The sequence below is a fragment of the Desulfitobacterium sp. PCE1 genome (assembly GCF_000384015.1).
Classification (GTDB): Bacteria; Bacillota; Desulfitobacteriia; order Desulfitobacteriales; family Desulfitobacteriaceae; genus Desulfitobacterium; species Desulfitobacterium dehalogenans.
Genome location: NZ_KB913023.1, coordinates 1,695,024 through 1,711,480, shown reverse-complemented (window position 1 = coordinate 1,711,480; position 16,457 = coordinate 1,695,024). Strand labels below are relative to the sequence as shown.

17 protein-coding genes are annotated in these 16,457 nt (G+C 41.9%); 4 read left to right on the top strand and 13 right to left on the bottom strand.

Annotated features, from left to right (window positions below; translation table 11 throughout):
- Positions 1-89: 89 nt before the first annotated feature.
- Entirely contained in the window at positions 90-725 is a 636-nt protein-coding gene (locus DESPCE1_RS0108565; protein ID WP_019850187.1) for a hypothetical protein, read from the bottom strand.
- The gene (locus DESPCE1_RS0108560; RefSeq protein WP_014793626.1) at positions 713-1,219 is read right to left on the bottom strand and encodes a flavodoxin family protein; all 507 of its coding nucleotides are present in this window, start codon (positions 1,217-1,219) and stop codon (positions 713-715) included. The genes DESPCE1_RS0108565 and DESPCE1_RS0108560 overlap by 13 nt, the downstream gene beginning before the upstream one ends.
- A gap of 136 nt (positions 1,220-1,355) precedes the next feature.
- Here DESPCE1_RS0108560 and ppsA point away from each other — a divergent pair, with 136 nt between their 5' ends.
- On the top strand, positions 1,356-3,965 hold the full coding sequence (gene ppsA, locus DESPCE1_RS0108555) for a phosphoenolpyruvate synthase (RefSeq protein WP_019850186.1): 2,610 nt from the start codon (positions 1,356-1,358) through the stop codon (positions 3,963-3,965).
- 85 nt (positions 3,966-4,050) lie between these two features.
- On the opposite strand, the gene galU is transcribed toward ppsA, so the two are convergent.
- Positions 4,051-4,923: a UTP--glucose-1-phosphate uridylyltransferase GalU gene (galU, locus tag DESPCE1_RS0108550; RefSeq protein ID WP_014793624.1), complete on the bottom strand. Its 873-nt coding sequence runs from the start codon at positions 4,921-4,923 to the stop codon at positions 4,051-4,053.
- Between the two features lie 106 nt (positions 4,924-5,029).
- On the bottom strand, positions 5,030-8,281 hold the full coding sequence (locus tag DESPCE1_RS22090; protein ID WP_019850185.1) for a CotS family spore coat protein: 3,252 nt from the start codon (positions 8,279-8,281) through the stop codon (positions 5,030-5,032).
- Between the two features lie 154 nt (positions 8,282-8,435).
- Between DESPCE1_RS22090 and DESPCE1_RS0108540 the strand changes: the two genes are divergently transcribed.
- From DESPCE1_RS0108540 to DESPCE1_RS23470, 3 genes are all read left to right on the top strand, one after another.
- Positions 8,436-9,716 carry a UDP-glucose/GDP-mannose dehydrogenase family protein gene (locus DESPCE1_RS0108540; RefSeq protein WP_019850184.1) on the top strand — a complete coding sequence of 427 codons (1,281 nt, stop codon included), beginning with the start codon at positions 8,436-8,438 and terminating at the stop codon, positions 9,714-9,716.
- Positions 9,713-10,657 (top strand): NAD(P)-dependent oxidoreductase, encoded by a 945-nt coding sequence (locus DESPCE1_RS0108535; RefSeq protein WP_014793621.1) that lies wholly within the window; start codon positions 9,713-9,715, stop codon positions 10,655-10,657. Before DESPCE1_RS0108540 ends, DESPCE1_RS0108535 begins: the two co-directional genes overlap by 4 nt.
- A 119-nt stretch (positions 10,658-10,776) precedes the next feature.
- Positions 10,777-10,971, top strand: coding sequence for a hypothetical protein (locus tag DESPCE1_RS23470; protein ID WP_019850183.1), 195 nt, complete (start codon positions 10,777-10,779; stop codon positions 10,969-10,971).
- A 206-nt stretch (positions 10,972-11,177) separates the two neighbouring features.
- Here DESPCE1_RS23470 and DESPCE1_RS0108525 read toward each other — a convergent pair whose 3' ends face one another.
- From DESPCE1_RS0108525 to DESPCE1_RS0108485, 9 genes are all read right to left on the bottom strand, one after another.
- Complete coding sequence (locus tag DESPCE1_RS0108525; protein WP_014793619.1) at positions 11,178-11,870, bottom strand: YjgB family protein; 693 nt, start codon at positions 11,868-11,870, stop codon at positions 11,178-11,180.
- A 115-nt stretch (positions 11,871-11,985) separates the two neighbouring features.
- Positions 11,986-12,156: an ATP-binding protein gene (locus DESPCE1_RS22475; protein ID WP_242835428.1), complete on the bottom strand. Its 171-nt coding sequence runs from the start codon at positions 12,154-12,156 to the stop codon at positions 11,986-11,988.
- Entirely contained in the window at positions 12,096-12,335 is a 240-nt protein-coding gene (locus tag DESPCE1_RS0108520) for a hypothetical protein (protein ID WP_019850182.1), read from the bottom strand. Before DESPCE1_RS0108520 ends, DESPCE1_RS22475 begins: the two co-directional genes overlap by 61 nt.
- Before the next feature lie 267 nt (positions 12,336-12,602).
- A complete protein-coding gene (locus DESPCE1_RS0108515) occupies positions 12,603-13,178 on the bottom strand; it encodes a uracil-DNA glycosylase (protein ID WP_019850181.1) in 576 nt (191 codons plus the stop codon).
- A 464-nt stretch (positions 13,179-13,642) separates the two neighbouring features.
- Positions 13,643-13,960, bottom strand: coding sequence for a hypothetical protein (locus DESPCE1_RS23710; protein WP_242835379.1), 318 nt, complete (start codon positions 13,958-13,960; stop codon positions 13,643-13,645).
- A 23-nt stretch (positions 13,961-13,983) separates the two neighbouring features.
- Positions 13,984-14,316 carry a flavodoxin family protein gene (locus DESPCE1_RS23705; protein WP_242835378.1) on the bottom strand — a complete coding sequence of 111 codons (333 nt, stop codon included), beginning with the start codon at positions 14,314-14,316 and terminating at the stop codon, positions 13,984-13,986.
- Complete coding sequence (locus tag DESPCE1_RS0108495) at positions 14,313-14,882, bottom strand: TetR/AcrR family transcriptional regulator (protein WP_019850178.1); 570 nt, start codon at positions 14,880-14,882, stop codon at positions 14,313-14,315. The genes DESPCE1_RS23705 and DESPCE1_RS0108495 overlap by 4 nt, the downstream gene beginning before the upstream one ends.
- A 212-nt stretch (positions 14,883-15,094) precedes the next feature.
- Entirely contained in the window at positions 15,095-15,949 is an 855-nt protein-coding gene (locus tag DESPCE1_RS0108490; RefSeq protein ID WP_019850177.1) for an AraC family transcriptional regulator, read from the bottom strand.
- A gap of 38 nt (positions 15,950-15,987) precedes the next feature.
- A complete protein-coding gene (locus tag DESPCE1_RS0108485; RefSeq protein WP_019850176.1) occupies positions 15,988-16,386 on the bottom strand; it encodes a hypothetical protein in 399 nt (132 codons plus the stop codon).
- Between the last annotated feature and the right edge of the window lie 71 nt (positions 16,387-16,457).

Here is a 16,457-nt window from a genome sequence, read left to right as displayed (position 1 = left end):
GGGTGATAAAGGCCTGTAAAACCAGTACGATTAGTTTTCATCTTTAAATATTTTCGAGGTCCGCTCTCTTCCCTTGATACAGAAAATCCCTACTTCCGCTGAAACAAATCTTCTGTCTTCAGCCCATTAGCCTTAACCATCTTCCGCCAGCCCGCTTCCGCCGCGAATTTATAGGCAAACCTGGGAAAGTTGGCCGTAATAAAAAGATTATCCCCACCGGTACGGCGGGCAATATTGGCGGCCAGGGTTTCCAGTGCCTTGCCAAGATTCTTCTTAGGCCCGCTCCCTACCGGGACATTCTTTACCGCCGGAAGCATTCCCCCCGCTCCGATTCCCAGGCCCTGCCCCCATTGCCAGCCTGATTTTGCGCACCAGTTTTCCACCATTTCCAGAGCCAGCCCGCACTGCTCTCCCTCATAAAAACCGCAGTTTACCAGACAATAAACCGTGACCTTTGGCGTAGGCTTGGCTTTAAAGTGATTCTCCAGCTGAGCTAAACAGCTCAATACATGGGAGGGAATTCCGTCCACATATAAAGGGAACGCCAAAACCCAAACATCCTGCTCTGCCAGCTGCTCCATGTGTTCAATGCTCAGCTGTGGCTTTCGGAAATCATATTCTATAATCTCACCGTCGTTCACAAAGGTCCGCAGTGCCTGCAACACAGCTTTCGAAGCACTGTTCTTGGCCTTGGGACTCCCGTTGATCAACGCTATTTTCTGCATAACTGTCCCTCCAGCTCTGCCGGTTCCCGGACAAAAGAAACCTTGACCCTTTGACAGTTCAGATTGATTGCATTGGCCCGGACTAATTTTTCCGCAGTCCGTTGTTCTTTTTCACTGATCTCGCCATAAAACCAAACACTCAAATCCAGGGGCAGATCATAGCGAGGCCTATGGTGCATCTCCCCGTTTCTAATCACAAAATAGGGATGAATATAGGAGATGCTCCGATCCAGCACATTTTTGACAAAAGGGCTGTATCCGCCGTAGAAGCATTGGCTGACAATCATGAGTTCACTGCTGTGCCCCAAATTCGCTCCCATGTCACCATACTCATCCCGGATTACGCAAGCCCCAGGTGTCTTGACCCAGCAGCCAAAGCATCCGATACAGTGCTGAATTTTCCCGTTATTGGTGATGATTTTGGTATCTCCGCCCAGCCCGGGCTTGATTTTACCCAGCTCTTCCTGATCAAGATCATGAATCAACAGCCTCATAGAGTACCCCCTTTAAAAGAGCCCTTTCCACATTAATTATAACATATAAAAAATTGTAAATGCAGACTATTTGTTCCTTTTCCCCACTGCTATAATGCAATAGCACGGGAGAAGGAATTGTCAAGGAGGTAAACGTATGAATCCCTTTGTACTTGGCTTTCAGGATATTGACAAAACAAAACTTATGGTTGTCGGGGGTAAAGGCGCGAACCTGGGGGAGCTCTGCAAAATTGAAGGACTACGCGTACCGGATGGCTTTTGTATTTCTACTGAGACCTTTAGAAGAATCATGGAGGAAACGCCGGCACTTGACCCATTACTTGATCAGCTCTCTCTTCTCAAAGTGGAAGACCGGGATAAAATCAGCGAGCTTAGCGGTGAAATCCGCAGGATCATCGAAGGGATAGCCATCCCTGAAGAGATTTGTGAAGAGGTCACCTGCCTCCTCTCCAGGCTTGGTGAAAAAGATGCTTATGCAGTACGATCCAGCGCAACGGCCGAGGATCTACCGACTGCCTCCTTTGCCGGCCAGCAGGACACGTATTTAAACATTATCGGCAAGGAGGCAGTCCTCAAGCATATCAGCAAGTGCTGGGCCTCGCTGTTTACCGAGCGGGCTGTAACCTACCGCCTGCAAAACGGCTTCGGCCATCGCAAAGTCTACTTGTCTGTGGTTATTCAGAAGATGATCTTCCCACAGGCGGCAGGAATTTTGTTTACTGCCGATCCCATTACATCCAATCGGAAAGTGCTGTCCATTGATGCCGGCTTTGGACTTGGTGAAGCCTTGGTCTCCGGCCTGGTGAATGCTGATATCTATAAAGTGCGTAACGGTCAGGTTGTCGATAAGAAGATCGCCACCAAGAAGCTGGCTATTTATGCCTTAAAAGACGGTGGTACGCAAGCACGGGAAATCGAACCAGAGCAGCAGAATAGGCAAGTGCTGACGGATGAGCAGATTTTAAGCCTCACGGGCCTGGGCCGAAAGATCGAAGCACATTTCGGCTGCCCCCAGGACATCGAATGGTGCTTGGTTGATCATACCTTTTATATTGTCCAGAGCCGGCCGATCACTACTTTATACCCCATCCCTGTAGCAGATAATCAGGAAAATCACGTCTATGTATCTGTCGGTCATCAACAAATGATGACTGACCCCATGAAACCACTGGGAATATCCATATTTCAGTTAACATCTTTGGGACCCAGGTTTATAGCCGGGGGAAGGTTATTTGTTGATGTTACACAGATGCTGGCTTCACCTGACAGCAGAAAAACTCTATTGGATACCATGGGGCAGCACGATCCGCTCATAAAAGACGCACTCATGACCATAATAGAGCGAGGAGGTTTTATAAAATCATTGCCCAATGCTGAAAAAGAAGTTCCTGATAAAATCAATAAAGATATGTCATCTGCGGGTTTTCAGACACAAATCGAAAACGATCCGGCAATCGTTACTGATTTGATTAAGCGTAGTCAAACATCGATAGCAGAATTAAAACACAACATCCAAAGGTCATCAGGCTCAGATTTAATTGATTTTATCCTGGAAGATATCCTGGAGTTAAAAAAGATTTTATTTGACCCACAAAGTTCGGCAGTGTTTATGACTGCTATCGATGCCTCAGCATGGATCAATAAAAACATGGACCAGTGGTTAGGTGAAAAAAACGCCGCAGATACGCTTTCTCAATCCGTACCCCATAATATTACTTCGGAAATGGGTCTGGCGCTATTGGATGTGGCAGATATGATTCGTCCTTATCCGGAAGTCATTGCTTATTTACACCATGCAAAAGGCAACTTTTTGGCGGAACTGGTTAAGTTTGAGGGTGGGCAAGTTGCCCAAACCGCGATCTCTGCTTATCTCGAAAAATACGGAATGCGCTGTGTCGGAGAAATCGATATTACGAAACCTCGTTGGAGCGAAAAACCAACTACCCTTGTCCCCATGATTCTCAGCAACATCAAAAACTTTAAGCCTAATGCCAGCCAGCGGAAATTTGAGCAAGGGCGGCGTGTTGCTTGGCAAAAAGAACAAGAGTTATTAGATCGCTTGCAGCAATTACCGGATGGTGAACAAAAAGTCAAAGAAACCAAACGAATGATCGACCTCATCCGGAATTTCATCGGTTATCGTGAATATCCCAAATACGGCATGGTTAACCGCTACTTCGTTTATAAGCAGGCTTTGCTGAAAGAAGCCGAACAGCTCGTACAAGCGGGCGTTATTCAGGAAAAAGAAGATATATACTATCTCACGTTAGCAGAACTTCGCGAAGCCATACGCACCAATAAACTGGATTATCTGATCATCAGCCAACGAAAAGACGAGTACAAACTATATGAAACATTAACTCCCCCACGTGTTATCACGTCTGATGGGGAAATCATTGCCGGGGAGTACAAACGAGAAAGTATCCCAGCAGTTGCGATTGCAGGTCTGCCTGTTTCTCCCGGAGTTATCGAGGGACGAGCACGAATTATCTTAAACATGGAAGATGCCGATCTGGGAGATGGAGATATATTGGTCACCACCTTTACCGACCCTAGCTGGACGCCCATGTTTGTATCCATAAAAGGTCTGGTTACGGAAGTGGGCGGACTGATGACCCATGGAGCAGTTATCGCCCGTGAATATGGCTTACCGGCAGTTATCGGAGTAGAAAATGCCACCAAGCTGATTAAAGATGGGCAACGAATCCGGGTCAATGGAACGAAAGGCTATGTGGAAATCCTATGATGGGGAAGCGATTGTCTTCCTCCTGGGGAATCAAATAAAAGATGAGACATAAGGAAGGCGGCCCAATCAGGGCCGCTTTCTTAGATCATATTCTATTTTTATAAAGTGTATCTAAATACTGAGCAAACTCCGGACCAATCTCCGGACATTCAAGGGCATATTCTACAGTCGCCATTAAAAAGCCAAGCTTATCACCGGCATCGTAGCGAATGCCATTTAATTTGCAAGCATAAATTGATTCAGTCTTACTCTGCATCTTTAGAGCATCAGTAAGTTGGAATTCCCCGCCCGCTCCTTTGGGAATGCTTTCAAGAAAGGAAAATATCGAAGGATTTAAGATATATCTACCCATGATCGCAAGTCTGGAAGGGGCATCTTTGAGTAAAGGCTTCTCAACCAGATCTTTAATGCGGTAGATATCACAGTCATTATTAAGAGGATCGATGATTCCATATTTACTGACATCTCTTTCGGGAACTTCCTGAATTCCTATTACACTGGAACGGGTCTCTTCTGCAACCTTCATAAGCTGTTTTATAGCAGGAATGTCGGATTTGATAATATCATCTCCCAAAAGTACAGCGAATGGATCCTTTCCTACAAATGACTTTGCACAACAAAGAGCGTGCCCTAGACCGAGAGGTTCACGTTGCCTTACATAATAAATATTGGCCATTCTTGAAATCCGTATCAGTTGTTCTAATTGTTGATAATCTCCTTTCTTAGTCAAATAAGCTTCAAGTTCAGGGGAGCAATCATAATAATCAACAATGGACCATTTACCCCTGCCCGTAACAATGATAATGTCTTCAATACCTGAATTGACTGCTTCTTCGACAATATATTGAATTACTGGTTTATTGCAGACAGGAAACATTTCTTTCGGCAAAGCTTTGGTTGCAGGTAAAAATCTTGTTCCTAATCCTGCAGCGGGTATAACGGCTTTTGTAACCCTCACTTTAGACCCTCCCCATAGTTTTGTTCGCAATATACTTTCTCTTTATAGCCCCAAATCCTAGGCCGACATAATCACCTTTTGGGAAATTTGTTACCCGACAGCTCTTTTAGGCATTTCTCAATAAATAGGGCAACAGAGGTGCTGCATTTTTCTTTTCGTAAACAATCAATTCAATTATTTTTAGATACCAAATGATTCTCCATAAGTGTGAATTTGTGGAGTTAATCCCATCGTCTTTTACCCTTTTAGGATAAATCATGATACGAGGGATATTTGAGATTAATAAACAGGCTTCTATAGTTTGATTAAAAAAATTTTCCGATTCGTTATCACTGATAGTGATCTCTTCATCGTTGACCTTAGCCAAGTTCACAATAGTTAACTTATTCTCTGTTTCCCGTTCGTTATCACCGACAGTTACTTCTTCATCGTGGACCTTAGCCAGGTTCACAAAAGTAAACTTACTCTCTGTCTCCCGTTCGTTATCACCGACAGTTACTTCTTCATCGTGGACCTTAGCCAGGTTCACAAAAGTAAACTTACTCTCTGTCTCCCGTTCGTTATCACCGACAGTTACTTCTTCATCGTTGACCTTAGCCAGGTTCACAAAAGCAAACTTACTCTCTGTCTCCCGTTCGTTATCACCGACAGTTACTTCTTCATCGTTGACCTTAGCCAAGTCCACAATAGTTAACTTATTCTCTGTTTCCCGTTCGTTATCACCGACAGTTACTTTTTCATCGTTGACCTTAGCCAAGTCCACAATAGCAAACTTACTCTCTGTTTCCAGTTCGTTATCACCGACAGTTACTTCTTCATCGTTGACCTTAGCCAAGTCTACAATAGCAAACTTACTCTCTGTTTCCAGTTCGTTATCACCGACAGTTACTTCTTCATCGTTGACTTTAGCCAAGTCTACAAAAACAGACATATTCTCTGTATCCGGTTCATTATTCACCCTTTGTTTCCATGATTCTAAAACTTCGTTAGCCACACGTTCCCAGCTGAAACGTTCCTCAGCCAACAACCTGCCTGTTCGCCCCATTTTCCGTCGAAGTTTAGGATCAGCAATTAGAATGTCAAGTTTTTCCGCAAACTCAAGGGGATCCTCTGGTCGATCGACAAGTAAACCATTTTGATCAATCACAACTTCAGGATTACCGCCTCGTGCAGTCGTTAGAAATGGTAAGCCGGCAGCCATTGCTTCGTAATGAACACGGGCAAGAGGTTCTTGCCATTGAGATGGGCACACAAATAAATCACCAGCCCAAAACCACTCGTGAATAACATCAGAAGATACATACCCTGTCGTTATCACAGGAAACTTAGCTTTCTCCGCTAACGCTCGAACATAGGCCACATAATCGGTAACAGTGTCGACACTGTACCACGTTCCGCCTACAATTACCAAGGCGATATTGGGATTCTTTATTGAAAGCTCATTGATTGCTTGAAGTAATAAGTCCGTACCCTTTTTGGGGGTCAAACGCCCAACAAACAATATGACAGTTTTATCTTCAAGATTATAGCTGCTGCGTAGTTCATGGCGAACCTGAGCAGCCCGGTCTGATTTTTTCCAAGGAATAAATCTTTTCAGGTCAACTCCCGAATAAATCGTGTGAACCTTGGAAGCAGCTTGCGGATAGAGATTAGAGATAGTCTTTCCGACATAATCGCTCACCGTGATAATCTGTTCTACTTCTCTGATTGCAGTCAGCGCATCCTGTGGGTCAATTTTATCACTATTAAACATATCATTATGCATGCTTAAAATGATTCGCGAGTAAGGTGCCACTTCACGTATTAAGGGAATAAGCCGGGGGCGATTAAAAACATGGATCAGATCAAAGGATTCATCTCGAAGAAAATCGATCACCCTGGCGGCGTAGATTTCGAAGAACTGTTCACTTTCAATCCTTACATACCGAATATCATTCTTACATTCCTCATTTGGCAAGGAAGGGTCTGTCGTTCCTAAGATGGTTAAAGTATGCTCTTGACTCAACAGCCCCGAGACACCATCAATATAGGTTTGAATAGCACCACCACGCACAGCCGGGACGGGCAATTTCTCCGTACAGATCATCAAAACTTTTAATTGATCTTTGTTCATAAGAGATACTTTTTTTACATCCTTTTGTCGCTGAATCTCAGCCTCTGTCCTTGTTTTTAAATATTCCTCGTGTTTTCTATCCGGGTAAAAGAGAGACTCATCTTTGATAATCAACTTTGGGGGTGCATCTGTTTCATAGTTTCCCTTTGGAAATTTCTCCTTGTCTAATGCCAATTCAGCCAGGGCTATCCCCTTTGTCTGTTCTAATAAATTAAGACGTGTTATAATCCCATCTAAATTATTCGATAGAAAATCTCTTGGGTCGAACAACATCTCATTTAAGTGTTTATAAAACTCATTGGGGAATGCCAAATCATTTAAGAATATCTCATAAGTTTCCCTATCGATCGGATTGGCATCATGGTAGGCACTGATCATCCCCCTAATCCAAGGAATGTCCCACCTTCCTAAATCATCCATAGTACCTGATATAAGCTTCCGAAGATCTCGAATAGGGAGATCATAGGCGACCCCATCCAAATCGATCACCCAAAGGCCGCCAGTACCAAGTTGTCCGTTAGACCATCCATAGTCCTGGTGCACAAGTCCCCAGTGCTCTTCACCCATCGAGAGCATTTGGGTATAAAATGGTTGCTCTAGTAGGGACAAGGCATCCTGGGCCTGACGCTGGAATACATCAATGACCGCAAGCAGTGCTTGACTACTCGGAATATCACTATAGGCCTTGGCTATATTGCGAAACCAGTCTATTTTTGCAATTATTTTTTTATAATAAGCGGGCCATCGATATAATCTTGAGGCCTTTTGAGAACCAGCAGGCGGAGTATACCCACGTGTATGCCTATGAAACTCTCCAAGACCATAACATAGGGCCTGGGCGCCGGAAAGATCCTTACTCGCCGGAGTAAGGGATTCAATCCAATCAGTAACAATCCATAACTTACCGCCCTTTTCAACGTAGAGCGCGCCTTCTTTGGTCTCTATTATTTTGGGAACCCTTCCACCATTTTTTACAATATATTCTTGAGCTCCTATGCTAAAATGGCTTCTTCTTGGTTTACGATGCAACAACTTCAAACTTCGAGGTCCTTTGTTAGTTTCTATTTTCCAGATAGCCCCGCCTTTATCCGGTTTAGACGTAATTAACGTTTTAGTGTGAGGTTCCATGTCGTAATATGCCATGACCTGCTGTGCTAATTCATCTATATATGGAGGAACCCACATATCAAGGTCTACCCCGGTACCTTCTTCTAAATCCCACGGTTGGACCAGATAATCATTCATAAATCTTCTCCACCTTTAAATTATTTAATGCATTATATTCCCATATATAAGCAAACGGACCAAGCATATTGCCTTTTGCTAAAATATGGAACTCTCTATTTCTCATATGAATACGATGTATAAATTGATATTATATGAGATTGGATTGAAATTTATGAGAATTTGCGTTGTAGGTGCAGGTTATGTAGGACTCACAACAGCAGCCGCTTTAGCGGTTTTTGGCCACGAAGTTCAATGTGTAGATATCAATCAAGCAAAAATTGACGATCTCAACCAAGGTAAGATGCCAATATACGAGCCAGGCTTAGATGACCTCATCACAGAATATAGTCAAAAAAACAAACTTCATTTTTCGAACAATGTCGTAGAGAGTATTCGAGACTATCCTATTATTTTAATTGCCGTCGGTACTCCTTCCCAAAGTGACGGAAGCTGCAATTTAAGTTATATTAAACAAATTGTGGAAATAATTGCTTCCACAATCAATAGTTACAAAATTATCATTACCAAAAGTACTGTTCCACCTGGAACCAATGAATGGATTCAGCAAACATTCATGGAGATGGGCATCAAGGACGATTTATTTGATATTGTCTCTAACCCGGAATTCTTACGCGAAGGAAGAGCATTATGGGATATATTTCATCCCAATAAACTCGTCTTTGGAACAAAAACAGATAGGCCGTTGGAAGTTCTCAAACAGCTCTATCTCAATGAAGACACACCCTTTATTTTTACAAGTTTAACTGGTGCGGAACTAATCAAGTATGCAAGCAATGCCTTTCTCGCCACAAAAATTTCTTTTGCCAATGAAATGGCCCGGATCTGTGATGCTTTTGAGGTAGATTATGCTGATATCAATAAGGCCTTGGGGATGGATCCTCGGATTGGACCGGATTTCTTAAACGCCGGTCTAGGGTTTGGCGGTTCCTGTCTCCCGAAGGACCTTAGTTCTCTTAAACATTCAGCCTTAACTCATAAGATAGAAACTAAGCTGCTGGATGCTGTGATAGAGATCAATCATAAACAAATTGAGCTCTACGTGCAGAAGCTTAGTGATGTACTTTCACCTTTAGCAGGTAGACAGATTACAGTTTGGGGAGTAACCTTTAAACCTGGCACAGATGATCTTCGTTTCTCGCCATCTATTGCTCTCATTCAGCAATTAATCCAAAGGGGTTGTATCGTTCATACGTTTGATCCTATGGTAAAGCTTGAAGCCAGCGATGTTATTCCCTATATGGATCAATATGAATCGGTAGACAATTCAGATGCTCTAATTATCGCCACAGAATGGGACCACTTTATCAACTGCGATTGGCCAGAAGTTCAAGGGAGAATGAAGGGATCTATCGTTCTTGATGCAAGAAACTGTCTCGATGGAGAACTGATCCGAAATCAAGGGCTACTATACTTGGGGGTTGGGATAGGATGAAAATACTCGTGACGGGAGCCGCCGGTTTTATTGGCTCACACCTTTGTGAACGCCTGCTTGAAATAAACGATGTTGAAGTTATTGGAATTGATGGCTTTATTATCCCTTCTCTTAACCAGACCAAACTGAGAAATCTCAGGTTTTTGCTTACCAATCCACGCTTTGCGTTTCATCAAGTTGACCTCCGCCAAACGGACCTAAAGCAACTTTTAGAAGGTGTTGACGTTATCTATCATTTAGCTGCTATCCCCGGTGTCCGTACAAGTTGGGGGTCTGATTTTCAACTCTATGTTGACCATAATATTGTTGCTACGCAACTCTTACTCGAAGTAGTCCGTGAATGCCCAGTTAGCAAGTTCATTTATATTTCAACTTCATCTGTTTACGGTGAAAAAGCGGGGAAAGTTGCTGAAACTTCTATACCCACCCCCCTTTCCCCTTACGGGGTGAGTAAGTTAACTGGTGAATACTTGTGTAAGGTATATCAAGAAAGTTACGGGATTCCAATCGTTATTCTAAGATATTTCACGGTATTTGGTCCAAGACAAAGATCTGATATGGCCTTTCACCGATTCATCAAGGGAATTATTAAGGGCGAACCGATCCAAATCTATGGTAATGGATTACAAACACGAGATTTCACCTATGTCAAAGATTGTGTAGAGGCAACTGTTTCGGCCCTTGATGCAAAAGACGTTATCGGAGAAGTAATCAATATTGGGGGATTCGAAAGAGCTTCTATCCTGGAAGTTATCTCGATGCTTGAAAATCTACTCAAACAAAAGGCAACTCTGGAATTTATGGACCGACAGAATGGAGATCCATTGAATACTTGGGCGGACATCTCCAAAGCACAAAGACTATTAAACTATACTCCGGAATGCTCATTGCAAGAAGGCTTAAAGCAACAAACCATAGATATATGCAAAAATTATCTGTAATGAGTGTAAATCTTGTACCAATTACTGATAACCACCATATATTATATAAAAGCTATCATCTTCACTGAGCAAAGTTCTTCTGAGGAGATGAAGTTTATAAAAAAGAAAGGAGCTAGATCATGCACAAAGTTGAATTATTACAACAGGTTATGAATGCCTTAAGCAACAATTTAGACGTCGCAAAAGTAAAAATAACGTATACCAACGGTGAACAGCTGAAAATCGCTTTCGACGAGGCTAAAGATGATGATGATGATGATGATGATGACGATGACGACGATGACGACGATGACGACGATGATGATGTAGAGTAAACCAAATAAGCAGATAAACCAAGAAAACCTATAGTTCTGATCAATACCCCAGTAGATTGGGCTCTTATATAAACCTCCATACTGATGTAAGATAGAGCATCATATGGAGGTTTTTTTATGCAAAAAATTCTTCACAATATAAAATCGCCTCGTGCTCACTGCACGAGGCGATTTTTCATAGCCATTTCAGGGCTAAAAACCAGCTGTTACCATTGCCTTCCTGGATCATTTGCCATGGAGTTGACGGTTCCTTGAGGATAGAGTACAGAATAATGATCTAAAGTCGGGTCTGAATTCGTACCGGTTACCTTTGGGAAAACAAGTAAGATCTTAAACTCTTGCCCTGCAGTATAGCCGATTATGTCCTCTCCTCCTACCGTAGCTGTGTAGGCAGGTGTTCCAAAAATATCCTTAACTTTGGAAAGAGTGATTTTTTGTAATTGTTTATCAAAAGACCGAACCTCGAAAATCTGGGACCCTTTGTTAAAGCCGAATACCATGGCATGGCTAGAATAGGTAGCATAGTTTCCTTTGGCTTCGGGAACCCAATCGGTGCTATCAGGCTTACCCCATTTTTTCTCTACATCTTCAATAACAGTTGTTTTCGCCGCAAAATCACTATTAATAACTTTTCCCTTTTCAGCTAGCTGCCTTATATTCAATAATAAAGCTTGACTGGAATCTGTTTGATCCGATGAAGATGGCGGGTTTGTTATCTGAGAACCTGGTGCTGTTTGCTCAGGCTTATTCTGTGACTGCAGCTCAGATGAAGGTGTATGTTCTTGTAACCCGCTATTCGGCTGCGGAGGGTTGCTCTGAGCAGAACACCCGACAATAGAGATTAAGGCGAGTGCTATTACGGTAAATACAGACAACACCTTTTTCGTTAATTTAAACATAAAAGATTCTCCTTTTATTAGATTTCGGAGCCTAAAGTTAACTCTGACTTAGATATTTAGACGGAATTACAGGCACTTTTCTAACGGAATTTTATCACATTTATTATTAATCTGATTAATTGATTGCCTTTATACGAAATGAAAAGGTTGTATTTTGATTTGGAGCACTGCTAGCTGTAAGCTCCGCACCAAGGTTCTCCGATATACTTTTGGCTATTGCTAATCCTAAGCCATAGCTGCCATTTTCATTTTCTCTTGCTTTGTCAGCTCTGTAGAAACAATCAATAAATCTTTCAGAAGTTCTTGTGATGACGTGACATCCATAAAGAAAATATTATATTCCCCATTAGTTATTGTTGAAGGTACTACAATAGCTTGCCATTTTGTTTTCCCAAATGATATGACCTTATGAATATTTCGATGTTTCCATGCGGTTTGAACTACTTTTTTATATGCTTCTTCCATGCGCCAATAATTAGGGTTGCTTTTACTGATTTCACCGTCCGAAGTTACTATGATTTTAAAAAAAGTCGAACTGCCCAGATGTTCGCCGCTGACTACAATGTCAGTAATATAGTAGACGACACTTCCGGCTGCTGGAATAGGTGTAACATCGTTATTTTCAACACTGGATGGGTAATTATTGTAAAAATAAAAAGAAAGAAATTACAATAGTGCTTGTTTCCGATTGCACGGTCGAGGTTTTTGTTCGACATCAAATGGTTACACGGCTTAACACTTAAATAACCGTTGCGCCAGCATGTCCCAATCCTCCATAAACTGACGTGTCAGATTTGGCCGTCTCCTTACAGCCAGCGGATGATAGGAGACAATGCAGGAATATCCCAGTACAACATGCCATAACCCTCTCAGATTCTTTACATGGGCCTCCTTATCATCAAACATCGCCTGGACCACGGTATCTCCCAGACAAACAATGAATTTCGGCTGTATCGTTTTTATTTGTTGAATAAGAAATGGTTTACTGAAAGCTCTGACTTCTTCTTTGTTATATCGGCGAAGGGGCCTGCATTTTAAAAGATAAGTTAAATAGATATCACCTGGCGCCAAATTGACTTGATGCAAAGCTGTCTGCAGGGTTTGCCTCGTTCCGCAGACATATTCATTGCCATCTTTGTCTTCGCGGGCGCCTGGATTATCTAAGATTATAACAACAGGCGCGTTGGGATTCCCTTCCCCCCAAATGATGCGCGATTTTTCCGTGCATATTTCACATTCTTTATAACCTGCGCCTTCTTTTGGTAATTTGTCTTCCGGCCAAATCGCCGGTTCAAAGCATGAATCCATATTAACTCTCCTAAGCTTACTGGGATTGTTGAAACCATTCATAGCTTAAACATAAATAACTTTCTTATACCGGTGCTAACATCAATCAAATGCGGATATCGATATTCTCTTTCCAGTTCAAGGATAGAACAAAGAAATAAGACACTCTGCAAAATTTGAGCAAGAGTGTCTTGGATTGATAATTTTCTTTTCCACCAGGAGCCAAAAAGAAGATCAAACAGCGGAAAGTTATCATATCATAGTATTAACAGTGTGCAGGGAAAACGATGAGACCGGGGCCAGGCTGCCGGCAAATCCTGCTTTCTTACGGCCTGCCTCCTCTCTTCATCATTTAAGCTGACACTGCCCGTTTACACTTGCGGGGGGATCATAAAAGGTCATTGGCCGTTGTGTCAATGACCTTTTATCCTTTACACCTGTAAGGGTGCCGTGCGCCGTGATGAAGAAGAAGGAGGCACTCGTCATTACTTACCACCTGAAATAACATTTATATATTCATCAACAGTTAACAATTCCGAATTGAGTCCAGATACTACTTCATCTGAGAATTTAACTTTTGAGGCAACTTGGAATCCGGCTTGCTTTACAAACGAAAGATATTCTTGTACTTTTTCTTGTATATCTGCTCTACTCATCCGAAGTAGCATGCCGTTATTTCTGTATATTTCCAATATAGGATTTGAGGATTTCATGACTTCATGCATAGTGTGAAAATTGTTTTCTCCCGGAAAACCGGAGTTCGATATCACTACAATATCGGGCAATGCTAAACTATTCTTCATATCAAAATTACCGTCACTTTCCACTACAGTGGGATTTTTAGCGGGATTAATCTATCTGCAAAGTTTTTAAGGCATGCTGTCATATTCCAAAGGTAAACGGGAGTAGCAAAACATACACTATCTGAACTTTTATATAGCTCAAGCAATTCATTCATATCATCTTGATGAATACATTTTCCTGGAGTCTTAAACCAACAAGAAAAACACCCTGTACAGTGCTTTATATTTTTATCAATCAAAAAAATTTTTTCAGTTTCCGCACCAGCTTTCCGTGCACCAGCCAAAAAGGCTTCCACTATCACATTTGTATTACTATTAATACCTCTAGGGCTTCCGTTAAAAGCAGTAATCTTCATACTACCATCTCCTTTATTATTTTTAACTGCTGATCAACCATTTCTTCGGTGACTGTAAGAACAGATGAAGAGGTCTTCAATCCATCAAAAAAATAGATGATATGTGTTGCTACAGCAGAAATATCAAAATCTTTGAATTCTCCAGTTTCTTGACCATATCTGAATAGATCGCCAAGTAAATCGACTGACAACTCTATCCTTTTATCAAAATAGGCTCGCTGTTCAGGTTCGGCGAAAGCAAATTCATGAGTAGCAAAAAACAACCCTCTATTGTCACTAAATATTGCATTTTTCTCATGATCTAAATAATTATCAAATATTACTTTTGCGGGTACTTTTTTCTCTATTGCTTGTTTCACGGCCTTTATATCATCGTCTATATCTCTGTCAAGCATAGCTATAAATATCTCTTTCGTGGAAGAAAAATAGCGATACACTCCCCCTCTGCTCATACCACAGGAATCACAAATATCTTTCATAGTAATAACTTGATAACCTTTATCAGCAAACAATTGCACGGATGAATCTATAATCTTTTTTTTAGTAGTATTGCTTTTATTTGACATTATAAAGTCTCCTTTCCATAGGGCGCGACACGCATGTCGTTTCTGATTTTACGACATGCGTGTCGCTTTGTCAAGCCCCGCAAACTTTTTTACACCATAACGGACTTTCACCGCCTCGTTAATCGCCATGGGTGCGCAACAATATAAATCGCCTCATGCTCACTGCATGAGGCGATTTATCATAGCTATTTCAGGGATCTTGAGGTAAATCCTTATTTTTTTGTTACGGGAAGCCATACTTCACATTTGTAATCATCCGAAGATTGATCTCCCTCAAAATAAACCTCAATGTCCGGCGCGTTCGCATATTCATAGCCGGATGTCGGCAGCCATTCGGTCACAATCCGCTTTTGCAGGCTTTGAATCGCATGCGGCATTGGGCCTACACACTCAAATATTGCCCAAGTACACTCCGGTACGGTATATTCACTCATTCCCTCCGGTACAGTTCGATCTGAAGAAACAGCAATATAATAGTCAAAGCTATTGCCGTCCATACATGTAGAAATGCCGAGCAATCCGACAGGTTGTTGATCCATAAGCGCAAGTATTCTCGGTATTGCTCCCTCCATAGTTGTTTTCTGCCAAAACTGAGGTACTTTCTCAAAGCTTTCTTCGAGGTTCATCGGGTAATGCTCTTTTACGCCAACGATGCGAAACGCTTCCTTTTTTTCTATTTTGTAATTCATTTCAGCCTCTCCTTTAATCGTTATTTTGAAGCTGATGGGAGGAAAGGCTTTCAGAGTAACTCCTTCGGATTTTGCATTTGAGGGAGGAAAGCCATGTACGCTTTGGAACGCGCGGTTAAAAGCGGTCGGGGAATCATACCCGTATTTTAATGCTACATCCAAAACCTTTTCGCCATTTTGCAATGCTACCGCCGCTAAAGACATTTTTCTTCTGCGGATATACTCAGAAAGCGGGGTTTCAGCCATATACGAGAACATTCTTTGAAAATGAAAACCTGAACAACCTGCGACTTTGCCCAATTCATGTAGGTCTATCTCATCTGTCAAATGTTCTTCGATGTAGTTTATCGCCTTATTGAGGTTTTCAAGCCATTCCATGTCATCACCTTCCTAATTAACTATAAGTCATCCCCTGCCTAATTACCTCTTAATACAGGATCTGAAAAAGAGAGGACCCTTTTGCTAATTTCATCTTCTATTAATGTTTTTGATATATTCATAGCTTGTATCATATCCCTGAGGCGGGCGTGCTGAGCAGTACCCTCTGCCAATTTTAGCTGGGCTTTTTCACATTTGCTGATAATTGAGGATACGGGCGGTAGCGCTGCTATCAATTCTTCTTTTGTATATTTCTCCGTAATATTTTCATCTTTTAGCAATGACGATGAAATATACATTGCCCTTATTCTGTTCTTAAGGAGTGTGTGCTGAGAGGTACCCTCCACAAATTTTGGCTGTGCTTTTTCACATCTACTGATAACTGATAAAACGACTTTTAGAGCCCTTTCTGATTCTGCACTTGTATATCTGTCCATGGTTTTTTACCTGCTTTCGTATCTTGAATTAGGGAATCTGTTTCGCTGATCCTCTATTGACTTCTCTATCA

Bases quoted from the DNA above. Each gene is read 5' to 3' on its own strand.
- DESPCE1_RS0108525 (WP_014793619.1), bottom strand. From the start codon at position 11,870: ATGTTTAAATTAACGAAAAAGGTGTTGTCTGTATTTACCGTAATAGCA.
- DESPCE1_RS0108560 (WP_014793626.1), bottom strand. From the start codon at position 1,219: ATGAGGCTGTTGATTCATGATCTTGATCAGGAAGAGCTGGGTAAAATC.
- DESPCE1_RS0108495 (WP_019850178.1), bottom strand. From the start codon at position 14,882: ATGTCAAATAAAAGCAATACTACTAAAAAAAAGATTATAGATTCATCC.
- DESPCE1_RS23470 (WP_019850183.1), top strand. From the start codon at position 10,777: ATGCACAAAGTTGAATTATTACAACAGGTTATGAATGCCTTAAGCAAC.
- DESPCE1_RS0108485 (WP_019850176.1), bottom strand. From the start codon at position 16,386: ATGGACAGATATACAAGTGCAGAATCAGAAAGGGCTCTAAAAGTCGTT.
- DESPCE1_RS23710 (WP_242835379.1), bottom strand. From the start codon at position 13,960: ATGAAGAATAGTTTAGCATTGCCCGATATTGTAGTGATATCGAACTCC.
- DESPCE1_RS0108490 (WP_019850177.1), bottom strand. From the start codon at position 15,949: ATGGAATGGCTTGAAAACCTCAATAAGGCGATAAACTACATCGAAGAA.
- DESPCE1_RS23705 (WP_242835378.1), bottom strand. From the start codon at position 14,316: ATGAAGATTACTGCTTTTAACGGAAGCCCTAGAGGTATTAATAGTAAT.
- DESPCE1_RS0108520 (WP_019850182.1), bottom strand. From the start codon at position 12,335: ATGGAAGAAGCATATAAAAAAGTAGTTCAAACCGCATGGAAACATCGA.
- ppsA (WP_019850186.1), top strand. From the start codon at position 1,356: ATGAATCCCTTTGTACTTGGCTTTCAGGATATTGACAAAACAAAACTT.
- DESPCE1_RS22090 (WP_019850185.1), bottom strand. From the start codon at position 8,281: ATGAATGATTATCTGGTCCAACCGTGGGATTTAGAAGAAGGTACCGGG.
- DESPCE1_RS0108565 (WP_019850187.1), bottom strand. From the start codon at position 725: ATGCAGAAAATAGCGTTGATCAACGGGAGTCCCAAGGCCAAGAACAGT.
- DESPCE1_RS0108515 (WP_019850181.1), bottom strand. From the start codon at position 13,178: ATGGATTCATGCTTTGAACCGGCGATTTGGCCGGAAGACAAATTACCA.
- DESPCE1_RS0108535 (WP_014793621.1), top strand. From the start codon at position 9,713: ATGAAAATACTCGTGACGGGAGCCGCCGGTTTTATTGGCTCACACCTT.
- DESPCE1_RS0108540 (WP_019850184.1), top strand. From the start codon at position 8,436: ATGAGAATTTGCGTTGTAGGTGCAGGTTATGTAGGACTCACAACAGCA.